This is a genomic window from Campylobacter showae, assembly GCF_900699785.1.
Lineage (GTDB): Bacteria > Campylobacterota > Campylobacteria > Campylobacterales > Campylobacteraceae > Campylobacter_A > Campylobacter_A showae_D.
Genome location: NZ_LR535679.1, coordinates 191,321 through 208,526, shown reverse-complemented (window position 1 = coordinate 208,526; position 17,206 = coordinate 191,321). Strand labels below are relative to the sequence as shown.

Here is a 17,206-nt window from a genome sequence, read left to right as displayed (position 1 = left end):
TGACAAAATATAAAATTTTGAAAAATTTTACGCCGCTTTGGAACGGCTTTTGCAAAAAGCTAACCTAAATTTAACTGTATTTTCAACTAAAAAAAACTAAAATACAAACCAAATTTACAATATAGAAAGTTGCAAGATGGATTTAGGTAGCCTCGTCGGTTGGATAGTTATTATGGTGCTTTTGCTCGGTTCCATGCAGATGGGCGTCGGAATCGGAGCTTACATCGATATTCCGTCGGTTTTGATCGTTTTCGGCGGTACGATTTGCGCGCTGATGATCGGCTTTAAGATGGAGCAGATAAAAAAGCTAGGCACGTTTTACGGCATCGCGGTAAAGCCAAAAACCTACAATCTCCCCGAAATTGTAAAAAAAATGGTCGAATACTCTACAAAAGCTCGTCGCGACGGCATCCTGGCGCTTGAGAGCGATGCAAATAACGAAACCGATCCATTTCTAAAAAAAGGCCTATCTATGGCGGTTGACGGCAACGAACCGGACGCCATCAGAACGCTACTTGAGATAGATATGGAACAGGCAAGCTCGCGTCACGGCGATAATATCAAAATTTTCGAGCAAATCGCGGGCTTTGCGGGCTCGATGGGTATGATCGGTACGCTCATCGGTCTGGTCGCGATGCTTATGAACATGTCCGATCCTTCGGCTATCGGTCCATCTATGGCGGTCGCGCTCATTACTACGCTTTACGGCGCGATGATAGGAAACATCCTGGGTTCGCCCGTAGCAAACATCCTAAGTATCCGCGATAAGGACGAAGGCACGGCTAAAGTGCTGATGCTAGAGGGTATAATGGCGATCCAAGCGGGCGACAACCCTAGGACGCTCGAGATGAAGCTACTATCGTTTTTGCCGCCTAAAGACCGCGTTAGTCAGTTTGATAAGTAGAAAAAATGGCTAAAAAGTTAATCGATCCGGGTGACTGCCCCAAATGCTTACCCGAGTGGCTCGCGGCGTTTGGCGACTTGATGTCGCTTCTGCTTTGCTTTTTCGTACTGCTTCTTTCTATGAGTACGATGGACGCGAAAAAGCTAGAAGCAGCGATTGGCTCGCTAAGCGGGGCTTTGGGCGTGCTTGAGGGTGGCGCGAAACCGGACGTCAGCGCCGAGCAAAACCAAGGCGATCACGCCACCTCAAACAAAGAGCGCACGGGCGTGAAGTCGAATTTCGAGCAGACTCTGCGCTCTATCAACGAGCTTTTGCATGCCAGCGGCTCGCCGGAGGTTACGTTTGAGGAGAGCGAGAGCGGGTTTGTGATTAGATTGCCGGCAAATTTACTCTTTGCTAAAGACAGCGCCCAGCTACAAAACGACGATGCTTTGCTATTTTTAAAACGTATCGCGATGGTGATAGCCAAGCTACCGCCCGACGTCGTAGCAAACGTGATCGGACATACCGACAGCGAGCAGCCGGGCTCTGCCGAGTTTAAAGACAACTGGCAGTTATCGTCGGCTAGAGCCATCAGCGTGGTTAGCGAGCTTATCAAAGACGGAGTCGATCCAAAAAAGCTAACAGCGTCCGCAAAGGCCGAATTTGAGCCGTTTGCGACGAATTTTACCGAGCAGGGTAGGGAGAAAAACCGCAGGGTCGAGATCCACTTCGTTTCGTTAAATTTAGACGACAAAGCCAAAACGCAAAAAAGCATACTGGACGCGCAGGAGTAAATTTGAAAAAACTGACGTTTTTGCTGTTTTTTATCTTTGCAGCGGTCGCGATCGGCGAGGATAACGTCACGATCCCGACCGTAAATCTCAGCCTAAGCGCGCCTACTACGCCCACTCAGCTAGTTAGCTCGCTAAACGTCCTACTGGTCCTCACCGTCCTCACGCTCGCTCCTTCGCTAGTTTTTATGATGACCAGCTTTTTGCGGCTCATTATCGTTTTTTCGTTTTTACGTCAAGCGATGGGCACGCAGCAGATGCCGCCGTCTACGGTGCTTATTAGCCTTGCGATGGTGCTTACGTTTTTTATCATGGAGCCTGTGGGCAAGCAAGCCTACGAAGCGGGCGTGCAACCATATCTAAGCGAACAAATCGGCTATCAAGAGGCCTTTGAGCGCGGCGTGAAACCGTTTCGAGAGTTTATGATAAAAAATACGCGGGAAAAAGATCTGGCGCTGTTTTTACGCATTAGAAATATGCCAAACCCGCAAAGCTTCGACGATATCCCGCTCACGGTCGTGATGAGCGCGTTTATGATTAGCGAGATGAAAACGGCGTTTGAGATAGCCTTTTTGCTCTATCTGCCGTTTTTGGTCATCGATATGGTCGTTAGCTCCGTGCTCATGGCGATGGGTATGATGATGCTGCCGCCGACGATGATTTCACTGCCGTTTAAGCTGCTTATTTTCGTGCTCGTCGACGGGTGGAATTTGCTCGTCATGAACCTCGTTAAAAGCTTCCATTAGGTTTTTTATCGCTATAATCTTAAAAATGCTCCGCGCGCCGCTTAAATTTTCATTTTATTTTACCTACGGCGCCAGGCCCGAGACGGCGCAACCCCGCTCAAATTTAGTCCGCGCCGCCTAGAGCTAACAGGGAAGGGTTTAGATGAAAAAAATTTATATATTTTTGAGTTTTTGCGTTTTTTTAGTCGGTTCTGAGGTTAAATTTGAAGGAAATTTGCCCGAGCTGATTTTGGCCGCACAGAGCTCAAATTTGGCTCAAATTTCAAACTACGAACCGCAAAAAGCGCAGCTGCAAAAAGATGCCGTAAAGAGTGCGTATATGCCAAGCCTCAGGGTTGAGGGCGGATACAGCTTTTTAAGCGGCGACATAAACGTCCTGCGCCCGCAAAGAGCCGCCACGGCAAGGGCGATTTTGGAGCTTGCCGTTTATGACGGCGGCAAAAGAGAAGCCCTGCTAAGCTCGCTTTCGCACCTTAGCGCGGCTGAAATTTTAAAAAACGAGGAGTACCAAAATCTGCTTGCGTTTAACGCGACTAAGCTTTATTTTAGCTTTTTGTCGCTGGGCGAGCTCGCGCTGGCAAAAGAGGGCGAGATAAACTACCTAAAAAACGCGCTAAATAGGCTGGAAAAATACTACCGCGCGGGGCTTAGCGACGAGAGCGAGTATGAAGCGGTAAACGCTAGATACGCCATGGCGCTAGCCGAACGCCTCGAGATCTCGCAAAATCAAAACGAGATAAAAAATCAAATTTACGCGCTAACGGGCAGGGATATAAAGCCCGTGGCAGGCTCTAGGATCGCGCTTGCTGATGAGGACTTCGCGCCGCAAAAAGGCGTAAAGCCCGAGCTCGAGGCGCTTAGGCTAAATTTCGCCGCCGCTTTGGAGGACGAAAAAATAACCGCGTCCGAGACGAACCCGCAAATTTTCATCAAAAACACCTACACTTTTATGCGCACGCATTACGATAGAAACTTGCTACCAGCGCAGTATCGAAGCGTGCTGGAGCCCTATTTCGACGACTTTTTTAAGCCGAATTTAAACACCAACGAGCTGATTTTAGGCTTTAGCTGGAAGGCCTTTGATTTTGGCGCAAACAAAAAGCAGAGCGAGATAAAGCGCATAAGCGCGCTGCAAGCGAAGTTAAATCTGGATCAAAAGCGCTTGCAAAACGAGCTAAATTTAGCAAATATCAAAAACGACCTAAAGACGCTCGAACAAAAGATCGCCGCAGGTAAAAGCGCGCTAAACTCGGCGCAAACCTCGCTAAACGCCGTTAGCAAAAAATACGAGGCGGGGCTGCTTGGGTACGTGGAGTTTTTAAACGCGACCGCGCAGAGCTTTAGCGCAGGCAGCGCGCTGGAGCTAAGCAAGAGTAAATTTGAGATCAAAAAAGCTGAGTATCTATACGAGCGTGGCGGCAAAATCGCCGAAAATATCGAAAAAACGGAGCGCAAATGAATAAAATTTTACTTTTTTTACTGAGTGCGGCGGTTGCGCTTTACGCACAGGATAGGATCTACGCGAGCTTTGACGTAGCGCCCGCAAAAGACGCGCAGCTCGCGCTAAAAGTCGTCGGTATCGTAAAGAGCGTAAATGTAGAAATCGGCTCCGCGGTAAAGCGCGGCGACGTGCTGCTTGAGCTTGAAAACGAGAGCGAAAAGCTAGCCGTAAAGCTCGCTCAAAACGACCTAGAGAGCGCGCAGACGGCAAAAGCCCACGCAAAAAGCGTGCTGGATAAATTTAAGCTCGTTCAAAGCGTGAGCTCGAAGCAGGCTTTTGAAAATGCGGAGTTTGATTTTAAAAATGCAGCGCTAGCCGAAAATAGGGCGCATCTGGCGCTAAATTTGGCGCAAAAAAGACTTGAGGATACGAGGCTGCTAGCGCCTTTTAGCGGGACGATATCTGGCAAGAGTATCGAGGTCGGCGAGGGCGTTGGCGGCGTAGCGCAAAAGCTGATGTCGATTTTTTCGTATCCGGACGTGAAGCTCAAGCTTAGCTTTGATGAAAAATTTAAAGACCGCGTGAAAATCGGTAGCGAATTTATCTATAAACTAGACGGCCAAAGCGAGGAAAGACGCGGCGAGATCAGCCTCATCTACCCGACTATCGACACGAAAAACGGCAAAATTTACGCCGAAGTGCGGGCGCGAAATTTGACGCCGGGGCTTTTTGGCGAGGGATATATTATTTCCGTCGCGCAGGACGGGGACGCAACGAGCGATAAAAAGGCCGCCGAGCCTAAAAACAAGGACGAAAATAAAACATTTGGGCTTAAATTTGACGGCTTTAAAAACGGCGGGCATGCCGCTAGCGGTGCAAAATTTGACGATATAAAAGCTAGCTTTGGCACGGCTAGGTTTTTAAATTTGACGCCGCAAACGAAAAGCGAGATAAATTTGAGCTCAAATTCGGCGCGCGTTAAATTTGACTCCGCCGCAAAAAATGCAAATTTGACGGGCGCGTCAAATTTATCGCATAAAAAAGGCGGCATAAATTTAAACGCCGAATTTGACGCGGCGCAAATTTTACTAGCCGCTAATCGCCAAACGCTTTATGCAGGTCAGGGCGGCCGGATAAATTCGCCGCAAAAGCCAGTTTTAGCGAAGGCGCAAAATGTATAAACTAGCCATAAATCGTCCGATTACGACGCTGATGTTTTTCGTCGCGCTCGTATTTTTCGGCGCGATGTCGCTTTTTAGGATGCCGGTAAATCTCTTTCCAGAGGTCGTCATCCCGCTGATTAAGATCACGACCTATGCGCCGGGCGACATGAGCCTCATCGAGAGCAGGGTTACTAAAAAGATCGAGGACGAGGTCTCGACGATAGACGGTATCAAAAAGATCAGGTCATATACATTTAACAACCTTAGCATCGTTTTGGTCGAGTTTAATCTTAAGAAAAACATCGACGTCGCCGCGAACGACGTGCGCGACAAGGTCGCAAAGGCAAAGCTGGACGCCCAGCCCGAGATAGAGAAAATCAACAGCGACAGCGGCAAGGTGGCGAGCTTTTTCGTTAGCCGAAAGGACGAAAATTTAACCGCGCTTATGCAAGCGGTCAAAGATGAGGCAAAGCCGTTTTTGCAACGCGTAAAAGGCGTGGGCAAGGTCGATGACAAGGGCTTTTTGGAGCCTGAGATTAAAATTTACCTTGATCCGTTTAAGCTCGATAAATACGCCCTAACCGCGGCCTCGGTCATAAATATAATCAAATCGCAAAATTTAAAAGCGCCGCTGGGCAAGCTCGAAAACAGCGAATTTGAGATATTTTTAAAGAGCGAATTTGACGCCAAAAGCGTGCACGAACTAGAGGATATACGCCTGCAAAAGGACGTGTTTTTAAAAGACGTCGCGCGCATTGAGCTATCTCATCACGACACCGACGCCGTAGCGATGTATAACGGCAAGCGCGGAGTGCTGCTTGATGCTATAAAAGTAAGCGGCGCAAACACGATCGAGACGATAGACGCGCTCAAAGCTAAAACGGACGATCTAGCGGCGAAACTGGGCGCGAACTACGAAGTAGAGCGGGTTTATGAAAAGAGCGAAAGCATCCTAAAGCACATAAATCAAGTCAAATTCGATATGATGCTGGGCGTCGCGCTCACCGTCGTCATCGTCTTTTTCTTTTTGCGAAGCTTTAGCGCGACTATCATCGCCGCGCTTGCGATCCCGGCTAGTATCGTGGGGACGTTTTTTATCATCGACGTTTTGGGCTTTGATCTAAACCGCCTCACGCTGCTGGCTCTCACGCTTGGTATCGGTATATTTATCGACGATGCGATCGTGGTCGTGGAAAATATCTCCAAAAAGATGCAAGAAGGCGAGAGCAATACGCTAAAAGCGAGCTTTGAGGGCGTGCGCGAGATCGCATTTAGCGTGCTTAGCATTAGCGCGGTGCTGCTTTGCGTTTTTGTGCCGATTGCCTTTATGGAGGGCATCGTCGGGCAGTATTTTAACTCCTTCGGTATGAGCGTGAGCGGCGGTATCGTGGTGTCGTTTTTGGTTTGTATCATGCTGATACCTAGTCTGGCGGCGAGGTTTTTGAGCGAGGGCGAGAACAAATTTTACCGCGTGACGGAGCCTATATTTGAGGCGCTTGAGAGCGGTTACGAGCGGCTTTTGAAGCTTATTTTGAGGTTTAAAACCGCGTTTGTTATCCTTACTTTTGGCGTGCTGGCTCTTTGTATGAGCCTAGCCGGCAAGGTCGGTATGGACTTTTTGCCAGTGGAGGACGAGGGGCAGTTTGAGATATTTTTAAAAGCAAGCCCCGGCATCTCGGTCGAGGCTATGAGCGCTAGAGCTACCGAGGTCGTGCGCGAGGTAGATAGCGATCCGCGCGTCGAGTACTCCTATATGATCGCGGGTTACACGGACTCAAAAGACGCATACAAGGCTAAAATTTACGTCCGCTTAAAAGGCTTTGAGTCGCGAAAAGAGCGCCAAACGCAGATAATGGACGAGTATAGAAAAAAACTTAAATTTGAAGGTCTCAGCGTCAAAGTCCTGCAGATACCCTACGTCGATACGGGCAGCGACAGCGAGCCGGTGCAGCTAACGATCACCGGCGATAGCTTAGAAAAGCTAGACGAAATCTTGCCAAAAGCCATCGCCATGGTGCGCGCTATCGAGGGCACGACGGATGTGGGCAGCGATAACGAGGATAAGATAAACGAGCTGCAAATCAGCGTAAATAAAGACAAAGCCAAGCGCCTAAACGTCGATCCTAGCGCTGTCGCGCAGGTGATATACGCGTCCTTTGGGCAAAATAGGCTGGGTAGCTTTGACAACGGCGACGCGCAGTACGATATGATACTGAGGTTTGACGACGAGTACCGTAAGGACGCGCAGGCGCTGCAAAAACTAAAGATCAAAAATGCGCACGGCGAGAGTATAAGCCTAAGTGCGGTGGCGGAGTTTAAGACGAGCAAGACCTTTTCCGTGATAAACCGCTTTAACAAACAGCGCCAGATCAGGATCGTCGCAAACGTCGATAATGTCCCGCTGGGCGCCGTGCAAAAAGGCATCGACGAAAATATCGGTAAAATTTTGCCCGCCGGCTTTGAGTACGTTATGACGGGCTTTATCGAGATGATGAACGACACGAACGCAGCCTTTGTATTTACGATAAGCCTTAGCGTCGTACTCATCTATATGATCCTGGCTGCGCTTTACGAGAGCTTCGTGCTGCCGCTCATCATCATGATCTCGATGCCGCTGGCGTTTGGCGGCGTGGCGGTCGGGCTGTACCTTAGCGGCAACTCCTTTAGCCTATTCGTTATGGTCGGCGCAATCTTGCTTTTTGGTATGGTGGGTAAAAATGCGATTTTGGTCGTGGATTTTGCCAACCGATACGCAAACGAGGGGGTGGAGCTAAACGAAGCCATCGTGCGCGCGGGCGTCAAAAGGCTGCGAGCGATACTGATGACTACTTTTGCGATGATATTTGCGATGTTGCCGCTTGCTCTTAGCAGAGGTGCCGGATACGAGGGCAACTCCCCGATGGCGATCTCGGTGATCTCGGGGCTCATTAGCTCGACGCTGCTAACGCTACTAGTCGTGCCTGCGCTCTTTGGCGCGGTGTATAAGATAGATAAATTTGTAAGTAAAATTTATAAAAGAGAGGAAATTTAGGGCTTAAATTTCGGCCTATTTTTTGGCTAGGCTCGCATCAAATTTACGCTTAAATTTGACGGCTCGGCCAAATTCCGCTTTGGCTGATTTCGCCTAGTTTTTGAGCATCTTATTTAAAATTTACTCAAATTTAAAGCGTCAAAATCGCTTTTGCTTACAGCCTAATTTAACCTTCTTCGCCGGCTTTGCTCGGCAGTCAAATTTGCAAGCCTTTTTTATATACTCGTTCATGCTCGGCCGATTTTCCGAGCTTTTGTATAAATTTACTAGCCGGTTTTGGCTGTTTGTTTGCCGGGCGGAGGGTTAAATTGCTAGCTAAAATTTAACCTCAAAGCGTTTTAGCAAATCATTAGCCGTATTCTGATAACGGTTTTAGAAATTATTAATTATTAAAATGCTAAAATCCGCGCCGATTTAAAGCAAATTTTAAAAGGGCAAATTTTAAACGTGAATATATTTAATAAAAAGATTATGTATAAGATTCACACTTACGCTTCGCTGATATTTTGCATTCCTTTAGTCGTCGTTTGTTTTACGGGTTCGGTTTTGGTTTATAAAGACGAGATAAATAATTTATTAATGCCGGGCGCCATATACGTTGCAAAAAATAGCGACGAAAACGAGCAAAAAAGTAGATTAAAATTTGACGAGCTAAGAGAAAAAATAGAAAAAGAGTATCCAAGGCACGAGATCGTAGGTTGGAATATCGACGTAGATCCCCGCAAAACGGACAAAATTTGGCTACTGCCTCACGGTGCGGGCCAAAAAGAGTGGGCGTGCGTGTATCTTGACGCATTTAGCGGCGAGATAAAAAGCGGCCTCGTGCCGCATGATAGCGGATTTATCGGGGTTATCACCGAGCTTCACGAAAATTTACTCCTTGAAAAAAGCGGTCAAATTTTGCTTGGTCTGACGGCGATTTTTGCCTTTATTATTTCGATTAGCGGCTTTATCGTTTACCGAAATTTTTGGGCGAATTTGCTGCGCCTTCGGTTTGCGCGAATGGCGGTTTTTATGAGCGATTCGCACAAATTTATCGGCGTTTTTTCGACGCCCGTTATCTTTGCGGTCGCGCTTAGCGGGGCTTGGTGGGAGCTTAGGTTTATGTTTATGCCGCCTTTTGATAATTCTAAATTTGCAATCGGTCCGCAAATTTACGATAAAAATATCTCAATCGACGCCCTCGTACAAAAAGCGACCGCCCATATGCCGGGATTTGAGACGCATTACGTTAGCTTTCCATTTTTTGATGGCGCAAATATCACGCTTTACGGACAAAAACCGCAGCAAAGCTTCCTGCATAGCCAGTACTCAAGCATCGTTACTTACGATAAAAACAGCGCAAATTTAATTGATGTAAAAGATATCGAGCTAGCAAGCAAAACGGATAAGTTTTTATCGACGTTTAGGCGCGCTCACTACGGCGACTATAACGCCGCGACTAAATTTTTCTGGTTTTTATGCGGCTTGGCACCGTTAGCGCTTAGTGTTTCGGGCATTTATTTATGGATAAAAAGATCAAATTTTAAAAGGAGAAAAAGATGAAAAATAAAATTTTGTTTTCGGTTGCGGCGATAAATTTGCTCGCATCGGTTCAAATTCTCGCCGCTCAAAACGGCGAGAACGCAGCCGGCAAAGAGACGCTACAGGCCGTCGAGGTCACTAGCGAGCAAAGGCGCGACGACGTCAAATACAACGCCAAAGAGCTGGTAAAAAGCACCACGAGGCTAGACCTCACTTCGCGCCAGACGCCTCAGTCGCTAACCGTCATCACCGAGGCTAGGCTAAAGGATCAAAACATCAACGACTATCAGGTGCTTTTGCGAAATATTCCCGGCGTCACGCTTAGCAAGTGGGACGAGCGCGTCTACCCTACGGCAAGGGGCTTTAAGATAGATTATTATTTGCTTGATTCGATGCCAAGCTTTGGCGGATTTAGCCTGGGCGCAAACGATATGAGCATGTTGCCCTATTAACGCGTCGAGGTCGTAAAGGGCGCAAACGGCCTGCTGGCCGGTGCTGGCAATCCGGCGGCTAGTTTAAACTTCATCCGAAAAAGAGCAAATTCTAAAGAATTGACGGGAAATTTTAAACTAAGCGCGGGTTCGTACGATAGATACGGCGTATCTGGCGATGTGCAGACTCCGGTAACTGCCGACGGCAGCGTGCGGGCTAGAGCGTCTTTTATGCACGAGAAGTCTCGCTCGTATATGGCTACTATAACCGTAAAAACACCGCTATCTACGGCGTAGTAGACGCTGATATCATGGATAGTTCGTGGCTTAGCCTGGGCGCGTTTTATCAGGAGCTAAAGCGTCACGGCGTACGCTGGGGAGGAATGCCCGCGTTTTACAAAAACGACGCTAGGCGCGAGTTTGGTAAAAACGAAATTTTCTCGCAGCCTTGGACTAGGTGGGATATCAAGACTTTTGACGTTTATGCCGATTTTAGGCACTATTTTGAAAACGAAGCCAGCCTAAATTTATCCTACTCCTTCCGCCGCGCAAATACGGATACTAATCTGCTCTACTACGGCGGCAAGGTAAATTTAGACGACACGGGCGACATCGGCGGACTTAGCGCCTACGCAAACAAACGCGAAGAAAATATCCACAACGTAGACGCCTACGTAAATATGCCCTACGAAGCGTTTAGCTTGCCTCACGAGGTGGTTTTCGGCGCTATGTATAACAACTACCAAAACAGCTCCGATAAGGTCAGTAGTTATTGGTTAAATCGTACGACTCCGGCGGGCCTAGCCTACTCGGCACGCACTAGGATAGATTTTAAAAACCTTCATATCGACGATCCGAGGTTTCCTTACGCCGATCAAAACAACGCCGATAAGACGGTGCAAAAGGCCGTATATTTGGCTAATAAATTTTCAATCACGGACGAGCTGAAGTTTTTGCTGGGAGCTAGGATGAGCTACTATAAGTACCGTATCGCGGGCGGCAACGGCAATAGAAACTTTACGCAAGAAATAACGCCGTATCTAGGTATAACGTACGATATCGGCGAAAATCACACTCTTTATGCTAGCTACACGAGTATCTTTAAACCTCAAACCGTAAAGGATATCAACGGCAAATACTTAGATCCGATCCAAGGTAAAGACTATGAGATGGGCATAAAGGGCGATTATTTTGACGGAGCGCTTTCGGCTTCTTTTGGCGTATTTAAGGTCGTACAAGATAAGCTAGGCGCAAAAACCGGACAAAAGATCCCCGGCACTACGACTGACGCATACGAAGCTAAAAAAGGCGTAACGAGCAAGGGCTTTGAGGTGGACGTAAACGGCGAGATAAATCAAAATTTAAGCCTAGGTCTTGGACTTACTCACTTTAACGCCAAGGACGCCGACGGCAAGAAATTTGATACCGAAAGCTCGCGCACTACGGCAAATCTCTTTGCTAAATACTCTATAGCGGACTTTAGAGCGGGCGCGGGAGTGCAGTATAAAAGTAAAATTTACGTCGGTAGCGGCGCAAACGAAATCACGCAAAAGGCCTACACGCTGGCAAATTTGATGTTTGGCTACAAGATAAGCAAAAATTTCGACATCCAGCTAAATATCGACAACGTGTTTAATAAAAAATACTTCGAGGGCATCGGAAACAACAAGATGGTCTACGGCGACCCGCGAACGTTTAATCTAGGCTTTACGTATAATTTCTAAGGCGTTTTGGCACGCCTTTCGGCTTGGGTTGCGCCCGTAGTGATCCAAGCTATAAATTCGGCGTTTTTTGTCGGTACTAAATTTGTAAATTTACAGGTTACGATAGGCGCCGAATTTGGATATGAAACTATGGGTAAATTTGCCTTAATACGCTAAAAACGCCCTTTTAACGAGCGATAAATTTGTTACAAATTTGGCTCCGTTTGGTTACTGCCAAGGATTTTAAAGTTTATTTTAAGCGTTATTTTGGCGAGCGTAAGGTAAGATTAAGGCAAAATTTTCTTAAGGCTAAATTTTGAAACGCGCTTTTTTTCAAGCTATCTCGCACGTTATCATCTTTACGCTGGTTGCGGCGTTTGCTAGCGGTTGTGCTGCACAAAAAAAGGCAAGCCCTGGCACCCCAATGCCTATCACAAATGCTGAAATAAAGCACATCTGCGACGATAAAACTCCAAAAGAATGCAACAACACGGGCGTGAAATTTGAAAACAACAAAGACTACGAGCGCGCAAAACTCTGCTATCAAAAGGCCTGCGAGGATAACGAGGGTATCGCCTGTTCAAATCTAGGCTCGCTGCATCAAAAGCTAAAAAGCAAGGAAGAGAGCGAGATTTTGACGATATTTGCAAAGTCCTGCACGCTCGGCAACAAATACGGCTGCTATAACGCAGCTAACTTTTACCGCCTCGGGCGCGGTACGGAGCATGATTTTGCCGCGGCGCGTAGACTATACGAAAAGTCGTGCTTGCAGCTAGAACACGCGCAAAGCTGCTCAAATCTCGGCGGTATGCATCAGTTTTCGTTAGGGGTCAAAACTGCCGACTTGGAAGCTGCGAAGAAATTTTATAAAATGGGCTGTGAGATGGGCGATGAGATCGGCTGTAGAAACCTCTCGCTAATAAGCAACGAGTAAAATTTGCTTTTATGTTTGCCTCACGCCACTAGCTCTCTAAAATCTACTTAAGTTACCGCTAAAATTTACTTAGGCTGCAACTCTTACGGGCTATTTTTGACATATAGATTTTGGACGTTAAATTTGACGAAACGACAAAGTCGTGTCTAAATTTACCTCAAATTTGTCAGATACTGACGTAAAATCAAATCAGACGAGCCCGTAGCTCGCAAGAGTCAAATTTAAAGACCCAACACGGTCTTAAGAAGCATATAGATTAGCGCTGCCGAGCCGCCTGCGATCGGTAGGGTGATGACCCACGCAAGCACGATAGGTTTGACCATCTTCCAGTTGGCGTCGCGGTTTAGGATACCGATACCAAGCACCGCGCCGATAAGGATATGCGTCGAGGAGACTGGGATGCCGAGCTTTGTAGCTAGCAGGATAACGGTGCTAGCGGCTAGCTCGGCGCTAAATCCCGTCGTAGGTAGGATCTCGGCTAGCTTGCTGCCTATCGTGGTGATGACTTCTTTACCCAGAAACCAAAGCCCCACCACGAGCGAGATACCAAATGTCACCATCGCGATGCCCGGCACCGGAGCGGTGGCGTTTATCGAGCCTGTTTTTAGCACGTCTAGGATCGCGGCAAATGGACCTACGGCGTTTGCTATGTCGTTGGCGCCGTGAGAGAATGCAAACGAGGAGGCCGTAAATATCTGAAACCATGAGAAAATGCGGTTTGTGCTCTTTTCAGCGTTGTCTTTTTTCATCACGTTTATCATCGCAAGCGTGGCGAGATAGGTGACGATGCCGATGACGCAGATGATCCAGATCGTGCCGATAAAGCCGATATCGAGATTTAGGTGCGCTAGGCCTTTAAACAGCATCATCGATGAGATAATGATCGCGCCGATGCCGGCCACCATCGGGATGTGTTTGCGCATGGCTTTTGACGTATCTAACTCTTTTTCGCGCTCTTTCATGGCTTTGATGGCGAGCTTGTATTCGCTGCGTTCGCCGCTTTCGACGTCGTCGTCGTCAAGGACCGCGATCTTGCTTAGTATCTTTATCTGCTCGCTTTCGGGTTTTGTTTTTAGCTCTTGCAAATAGCGCTCTTTATAGGCTTTACGCTCGCGTTTTAGTACCTTTAGCTCTAGGGTAAATTTACGAGTCGGGATCAAAATTTTAGATTTTATGTAGCCGTAAATGAAGTAAGAAAGGATGCCTCCTAATAGCGGCGAGATGACCCAGCTCACGGCGATCCTGCCTATCTCGCCCCAGGAGACCATAGCTAGGGCCTTATCCCCGCCCATCGTCGTAAAGCCCATGGTAAGCCCGGCGCCGACGATACCGCCTACGATCGAGTGCGTCGTGGAGATAGGTAACCCCTTTTTAGATGCGATAAATAGCCAAATGCCCGAGCTTAAAAGCGCCGACATCATAATCAGCACGAAAAGCATAGGCTCGGTGCCCTCCTGCGGGAAGCTCACGATGCCCTCGCGGATGGTTTTGGTTACCTCTCCGCCGGCAAATATCGCGCCGCTAAGCTCGAAAATAGCGGCTATAACTAGGGCTTGCTTTATCGTCACGGTCTTGGCGCCTACGCTCGTGCCAAAGGAGTTTGCGACGTCGTTGCCGCCGATGTTAAACGCCATAAAGATACCGAAAATACTAGCGATACTGAAAAGCAAAAAGTGATGAGTCGGGATGTACTGATAGCCCCAAACGAAAAATCCAAACGCGGTAATGGCGAAGATCGCAAAGGCAAAAAGATTGTCGCTTCTCAAGCAAGTCCTTTTAAAAATGAATGGTTAATTATAGCTATATTTTTCTTAAGCAAGCCAAATTTAGGCGGTTTTATTAGCTTTAAATTTTAGCTTCGTTATAATTTGCCCACTTAAATTTAAAGGAGAAAAAATGACGATTAGGGAGCAAATTTTAGAGGACATCAAGACTGCAATGAAAGAAAAAGATAACTTTCGTCGCGACACGCTAAGGCTCATAAACTCGGTCATCAAGCAAGTCGAAGTCGATGAGCGTGCCGAAATGACCGACGAAAAGGTGCTACCGATCCTACAAACCCAGATCAAACGCCGCATGGACTCTATCGAGCAGTATAAAAACGGCGGCAGGGACGATCTGGCGCAAAACGAGCAAAAAGAGATCGACATCATAAACGGCTATCTACCGAAGCAACTAAGCGCAGACGAACTAGAAGCCCAGATAAAAGCGATCATCGCCGGATTAGGCGAGGGCGCAAATATCGGCGCGGTGATGAAAGCGGCCAAAGAAAAAATCGGCGCTAGAAGCGACGGCAAGAGCATAAGCGAGTGCGCAAAGAGGTTGCTGGGCTAAATTTGCATTTAAATTTGACCGAATTTGTTTTGGGATTTGGTCAAATTTGAGAGGAGGCAAGCTTGTTTTAGATAAGTTTGCCTTTTGTGGAATTAAGGCAATACAGAGAATGGCCGGTGTGCTTTTGGGTTAAATTTGTTGAATTTGCGATATACGGTTTTTGGTTGGCGCGGGGCAAATTTACTAATTTTGATTTCATGGGTATAAATTTGCAAGGATGTTTGCGCCTCTTGTACAAGAGTGTAAATTTATGCCTACAAGTTTAAAACAAATCCAAGATATTTTTGATTGCTTTCAGGCATGGTTTGTACTATTTTCTTGCGACTATGCATTCTAAGATTTTCGCTTTTATCGAAATGCTTTAGACTAATTTTTTAAGGTAGCATGAGAGGGTTCAAATTTGAGCCAAACGTTTTAAATTTGGCTCAAATTTCATATAATGTTACTTTACGCCTTCTTCGATCGTTGCGTCTATTATCTTAAATATCTCGCCGCTTGCTTGTTTGACTTTAGCAAATCTATCGACGAATTTTTGGATATCGTTCATATTGTAACCGTTTTTTGAGTCGTCTAGGTTAGCTTTTACTAGATCGCTTATTTGTTTTGCGGGAGCGCTTGTCTTCTCGAAGCTTTTTGAATTTGCAAAATATGCCGCCGCGCTCTCATACCATGCATTTAAATTTTGCGTTTGTTTTTGCATATTTTCGTCGTCGCCTCTTTCGTTGATGACGTTTCCGTATGCGGTCTGTAGATATGTCACTCGGTTAATCTTACCGATGATACCGATTGTTTTGTTTTCGACGTATTTTGAGATTTTTGCGCTTTGCGTCGCACCCTGGCTAAATACGTTCACGGCATCCCTAAATTTAGACACGCTTACGTTTGCGACTTGCGCTATTTGCGTGATTTTATTGGAGTTGTCGTTTAGATCATTTGTTTGTTGTTGCAGGGTTTGGATGTTCATGCCGATTTCGCTTGTAGCCTTTTGCGTATTTTCGGCTAGCTTTCGCACTTCGTCCGCGACTACGGCAAAGCCTCGTCCATGTTCGCCGGCGCGCGCCGCTTCTATGGCTGCGTTAAGAGCGAGCAGATTTGTTTGCTCGGCGATATCTTTGATCAAATTTACTACCGATGAAATTTCCTCGGTTCTGTGAGCTAAATTTTTAATGGCTTGGGTCGACTCTGTGATGAGATGCTCTAGATTGCCCATATTTTGACTAAGTTCGCTTACGGCAGACATACTTTCGTTGGCCTTTACCGAAGTATCTTGCGCCATGGTTGAAATTTGGGTTAAATTTTTAATACTCTGATTGAGGTCGTTTTGTACTTCTAAAATACCGTCGTTTCCACTACCGAGCTCGCTAAATTTTTCAGAGAGTATGCCTCTGGTTTTACCTTTTTGTCCGGCTTTTATGCCATCGACACCCTCGCTCATGGATATGGCGTTGGTTCTAAAAAGCCCGCGAAAACCATCTGTGAAGATATTTCTATAAGGTATCCCGCTTTCGGCAGATTTTACGCAAGTATTCATCTCTCTTTGTAGGGCTTCGACTTGATCGAGCAAGTCGTTGATGCCGATGGCTATTTTACCGATTTGCGAATTTTGATCGACTTTTAAAATTCTAGGCTCTAAAAAGCCGTTTCTAGCCTGCTCGATTACGTTTAAAATTTCGTCGTAACTTACTTTTTCTTTTTTAAAAAACATATCACTCTCTACTACAATCTTTGTAAATTATTCATCAGCTCATCATAGCTTTTATTTTTTTCTTTTAAAACACTTTCAAGTAGTCTTGACGACGCCTCTATGCCGCCGCTCTTTTCGGCCTCTAGTAGTTGCTTGTAAAGCGGAATAATGATTTCTAAAGCTTTTGGGTTTGGTTTTCGTCTAACGGAATAGTAACCGATAGTGTTGCCATTTTGATCAAGCGAAGCCGTCACATTTGCAAACACCCAGTAAAATGAACCGTCAAAGCTTTTGTTTTTAACGTAGGCAAAAACCTCTTTTTTATTTTTTACGTGCTCCCATAAAATTTTAAAAATAATGCGCGGCATATCGGGATGCCTTACGATATTGTGCGGCTTTCCGATAAGCTCATCACCTTTTGCTCCGACTATTTGGGTAAACGGGATGTTACAATAGGTTATTTTGCCCTTTGTGTCGGTTTTTGAAACCAAAAATGCATCGGCGCTAACTTGACGCTCATTTGAACTGGTTTGCATTT

The 17,206-nt window shown here is 46.6% G+C and carries 13 protein-coding genes and 1 pseudogene; 11 read left to right on the top strand and 3 right to left on the bottom strand.

Annotation, left to right across the window (positions count from 1 at the left end):
- Positions 1–136: 136 nt before the first annotated feature.
- The 10 genes and pseudogenes from E4V70_RS00945 to E4V70_RS00905 all read left to right on the top strand — a co-directional run bounded on the left by E4V70_RS00945 (position 137) and on the right by E4V70_RS00905 (position 12,650).
- Positions 137–904 (top strand): motility protein A, encoded by a 768-nt coding sequence (locus E4V70_RS00945; RefSeq protein ID WP_002950161.1) that lies wholly within the window; start codon positions 137–139, stop codon positions 902–904.
- Between the two features lie 5 nt (positions 905–909).
- Positions 910–1,680, top strand: a complete 771-nt coding sequence (locus E4V70_RS00940; RefSeq protein WP_122863033.1) for an OmpA/MotB family protein — start codon at positions 910–912, stop codon at positions 1,678–1,680.
- 11 nt (positions 1,681–1,691) lie between these two features.
- Entirely contained in the window at positions 1,692–2,423 is a 732-nt protein-coding gene (gene fliP, locus E4V70_RS00935) for a flagellar type III secretion system pore protein FliP (protein WP_376826371.1), read from the top strand.
- 142 nt (positions 2,424–2,565) lie between these two features.
- Positions 2,566–3,882, top strand: a complete 1,317-nt coding sequence (locus tag E4V70_RS00930) for a TolC family protein (RefSeq protein WP_122863032.1) — start codon at positions 2,566–2,568, stop codon at positions 3,880–3,882.
- Positions 3,879–5,045, top strand: coding sequence for an efflux RND transporter periplasmic adaptor subunit (locus E4V70_RS00925; protein WP_122863031.1), 1,167 nt, complete (start codon positions 3,879–3,881; stop codon positions 5,043–5,045). Before E4V70_RS00930 ends, E4V70_RS00925 begins: the two co-directional genes overlap by 4 nt.
- Positions 5,038–8,058: an efflux RND transporter permease subunit gene (locus E4V70_RS00920; protein WP_122863030.1), complete on the top strand. Its 3,021-nt coding sequence runs from the start codon at positions 5,038–5,040 to the stop codon at positions 8,056–8,058. The genes E4V70_RS00925 and E4V70_RS00920 overlap by 8 nt, the downstream gene beginning before the upstream one ends.
- Positions 8,059–8,529: 471 nt before the next feature.
- A complete protein-coding gene (locus E4V70_RS00915) occupies positions 8,530–9,603 on the top strand; it encodes a PepSY-associated TM helix domain-containing protein (RefSeq protein ID WP_232037794.1) in 1,074 nt (357 codons plus the stop codon).
- A pseudogene (locus E4V70_RS00910) lies at positions 9,600–11,737 on the top strand (TonB-dependent siderophore receptor). Before E4V70_RS00915 ends, E4V70_RS00910 begins: the two are co-directional and overlap by 4 nt.
- A gap of 6 nt (positions 11,738–11,743) precedes the next feature.
- Entirely contained in the window at positions 11,744–11,893 is a 150-nt protein-coding gene (locus tag E4V70_RS10640; protein WP_163026460.1) for a hypothetical protein, read from the top strand.
- Positions 11,894–12,032: 139 nt separating this feature from the next.
- Entirely contained in the window at positions 12,033–12,650 is a 618-nt protein-coding gene (locus E4V70_RS00905; RefSeq protein ID WP_122863029.1) for a tetratricopeptide repeat protein, read from the top strand.
- Between the two features lie 221 nt (positions 12,651–12,871).
- Here E4V70_RS00905 and E4V70_RS00900 read toward each other — a convergent pair whose 3' ends face one another.
- Entirely contained in the window at positions 12,872–14,416 is a 1,545-nt protein-coding gene (locus E4V70_RS00900) for an inorganic phosphate transporter (RefSeq protein ID WP_122863028.1), read from the bottom strand.
- Between the two features lie 130 nt (positions 14,417–14,546).
- On the opposite strand from E4V70_RS00900, the gene E4V70_RS00895 reads away from it, so the two are divergent.
- Entirely contained in the window at positions 14,547–14,984 is a 438-nt protein-coding gene (locus E4V70_RS00895) for a GatB/YqeY domain-containing protein (RefSeq protein WP_122863027.1), read from the top strand.
- Between the two features lie 442 nt (positions 14,985–15,426).
- On the opposite strand, the gene E4V70_RS00890 is transcribed toward E4V70_RS00895, so the two are convergent.
- Both E4V70_RS00890 and E4V70_RS00885 read right to left on the bottom strand, forming a co-directional pair.
- Positions 15,427–16,689, bottom strand: coding sequence for a methyl-accepting chemotaxis protein (locus tag E4V70_RS00890; RefSeq protein WP_122863026.1), 1,263 nt, complete (start codon positions 16,687–16,689; stop codon positions 15,427–15,429).
- Between the two features lie 11 nt (positions 16,690–16,700).
- Entirely contained in the window at positions 16,701–17,204 is a 504-nt protein-coding gene (locus tag E4V70_RS00885) for a PAS domain-containing protein (protein WP_122863025.1), read from the bottom strand.
- Positions 17,205–17,206: the final 2 nt, after the last annotated feature.

Excerpts from the sequence above, each read along its gene's own strand:
- E4V70_RS00945 (WP_002950161.1), top strand. The coding sequence starts at position 137 with ATGGATTTAGGTAGCCTCGTCGGTTGGATAGTTATTATGGTGCTTTTG.
- E4V70_RS00940 (WP_122863033.1), top strand. The coding sequence starts at position 910 with ATGGCTAAAAAGTTAATCGATCCGGGTGACTGCCCCAAATGCTTACCC.
- E4V70_RS00930 (WP_122863032.1), top strand. The coding sequence starts at position 2,566 with ATGAAAAAAATTTATATATTTTTGAGTTTTTGCGTTTTTTTAGTCGGT.
- E4V70_RS00925 (WP_122863031.1), top strand. The coding sequence starts at position 3,879 with ATGAATAAAATTTTACTTTTTTTACTGAGTGCGGCGGTTGCGCTTTAC.
- E4V70_RS00920 (WP_122863030.1), top strand. The coding sequence starts at position 5,038 with ATGTATAAACTAGCCATAAATCGTCCGATTACGACGCTGATGTTTTTC.
- E4V70_RS00915 (WP_232037794.1), top strand. The coding sequence starts at position 8,530 with ATGTATAAGATTCACACTTACGCTTCGCTGATATTTTGCATTCCTTTA.
- E4V70_RS00895 (WP_122863027.1), top strand. The coding sequence starts at position 14,547 with ATGACGATTAGGGAGCAAATTTTAGAGGACATCAAGACTGCAATGAAA.
- E4V70_RS00890 (WP_122863026.1), bottom strand. The coding sequence starts at position 16,689 with ATGTTTTTTAAAAAAGAAAAAGTAAGTTACGACGAAATTTTAAACGTA.
- E4V70_RS00885 (WP_122863025.1), bottom strand. The coding sequence starts at position 17,204 with ATGCAAACCAGTTCAAATGAGCGTCAAGTTAGCGCCGATGCATTTTTG.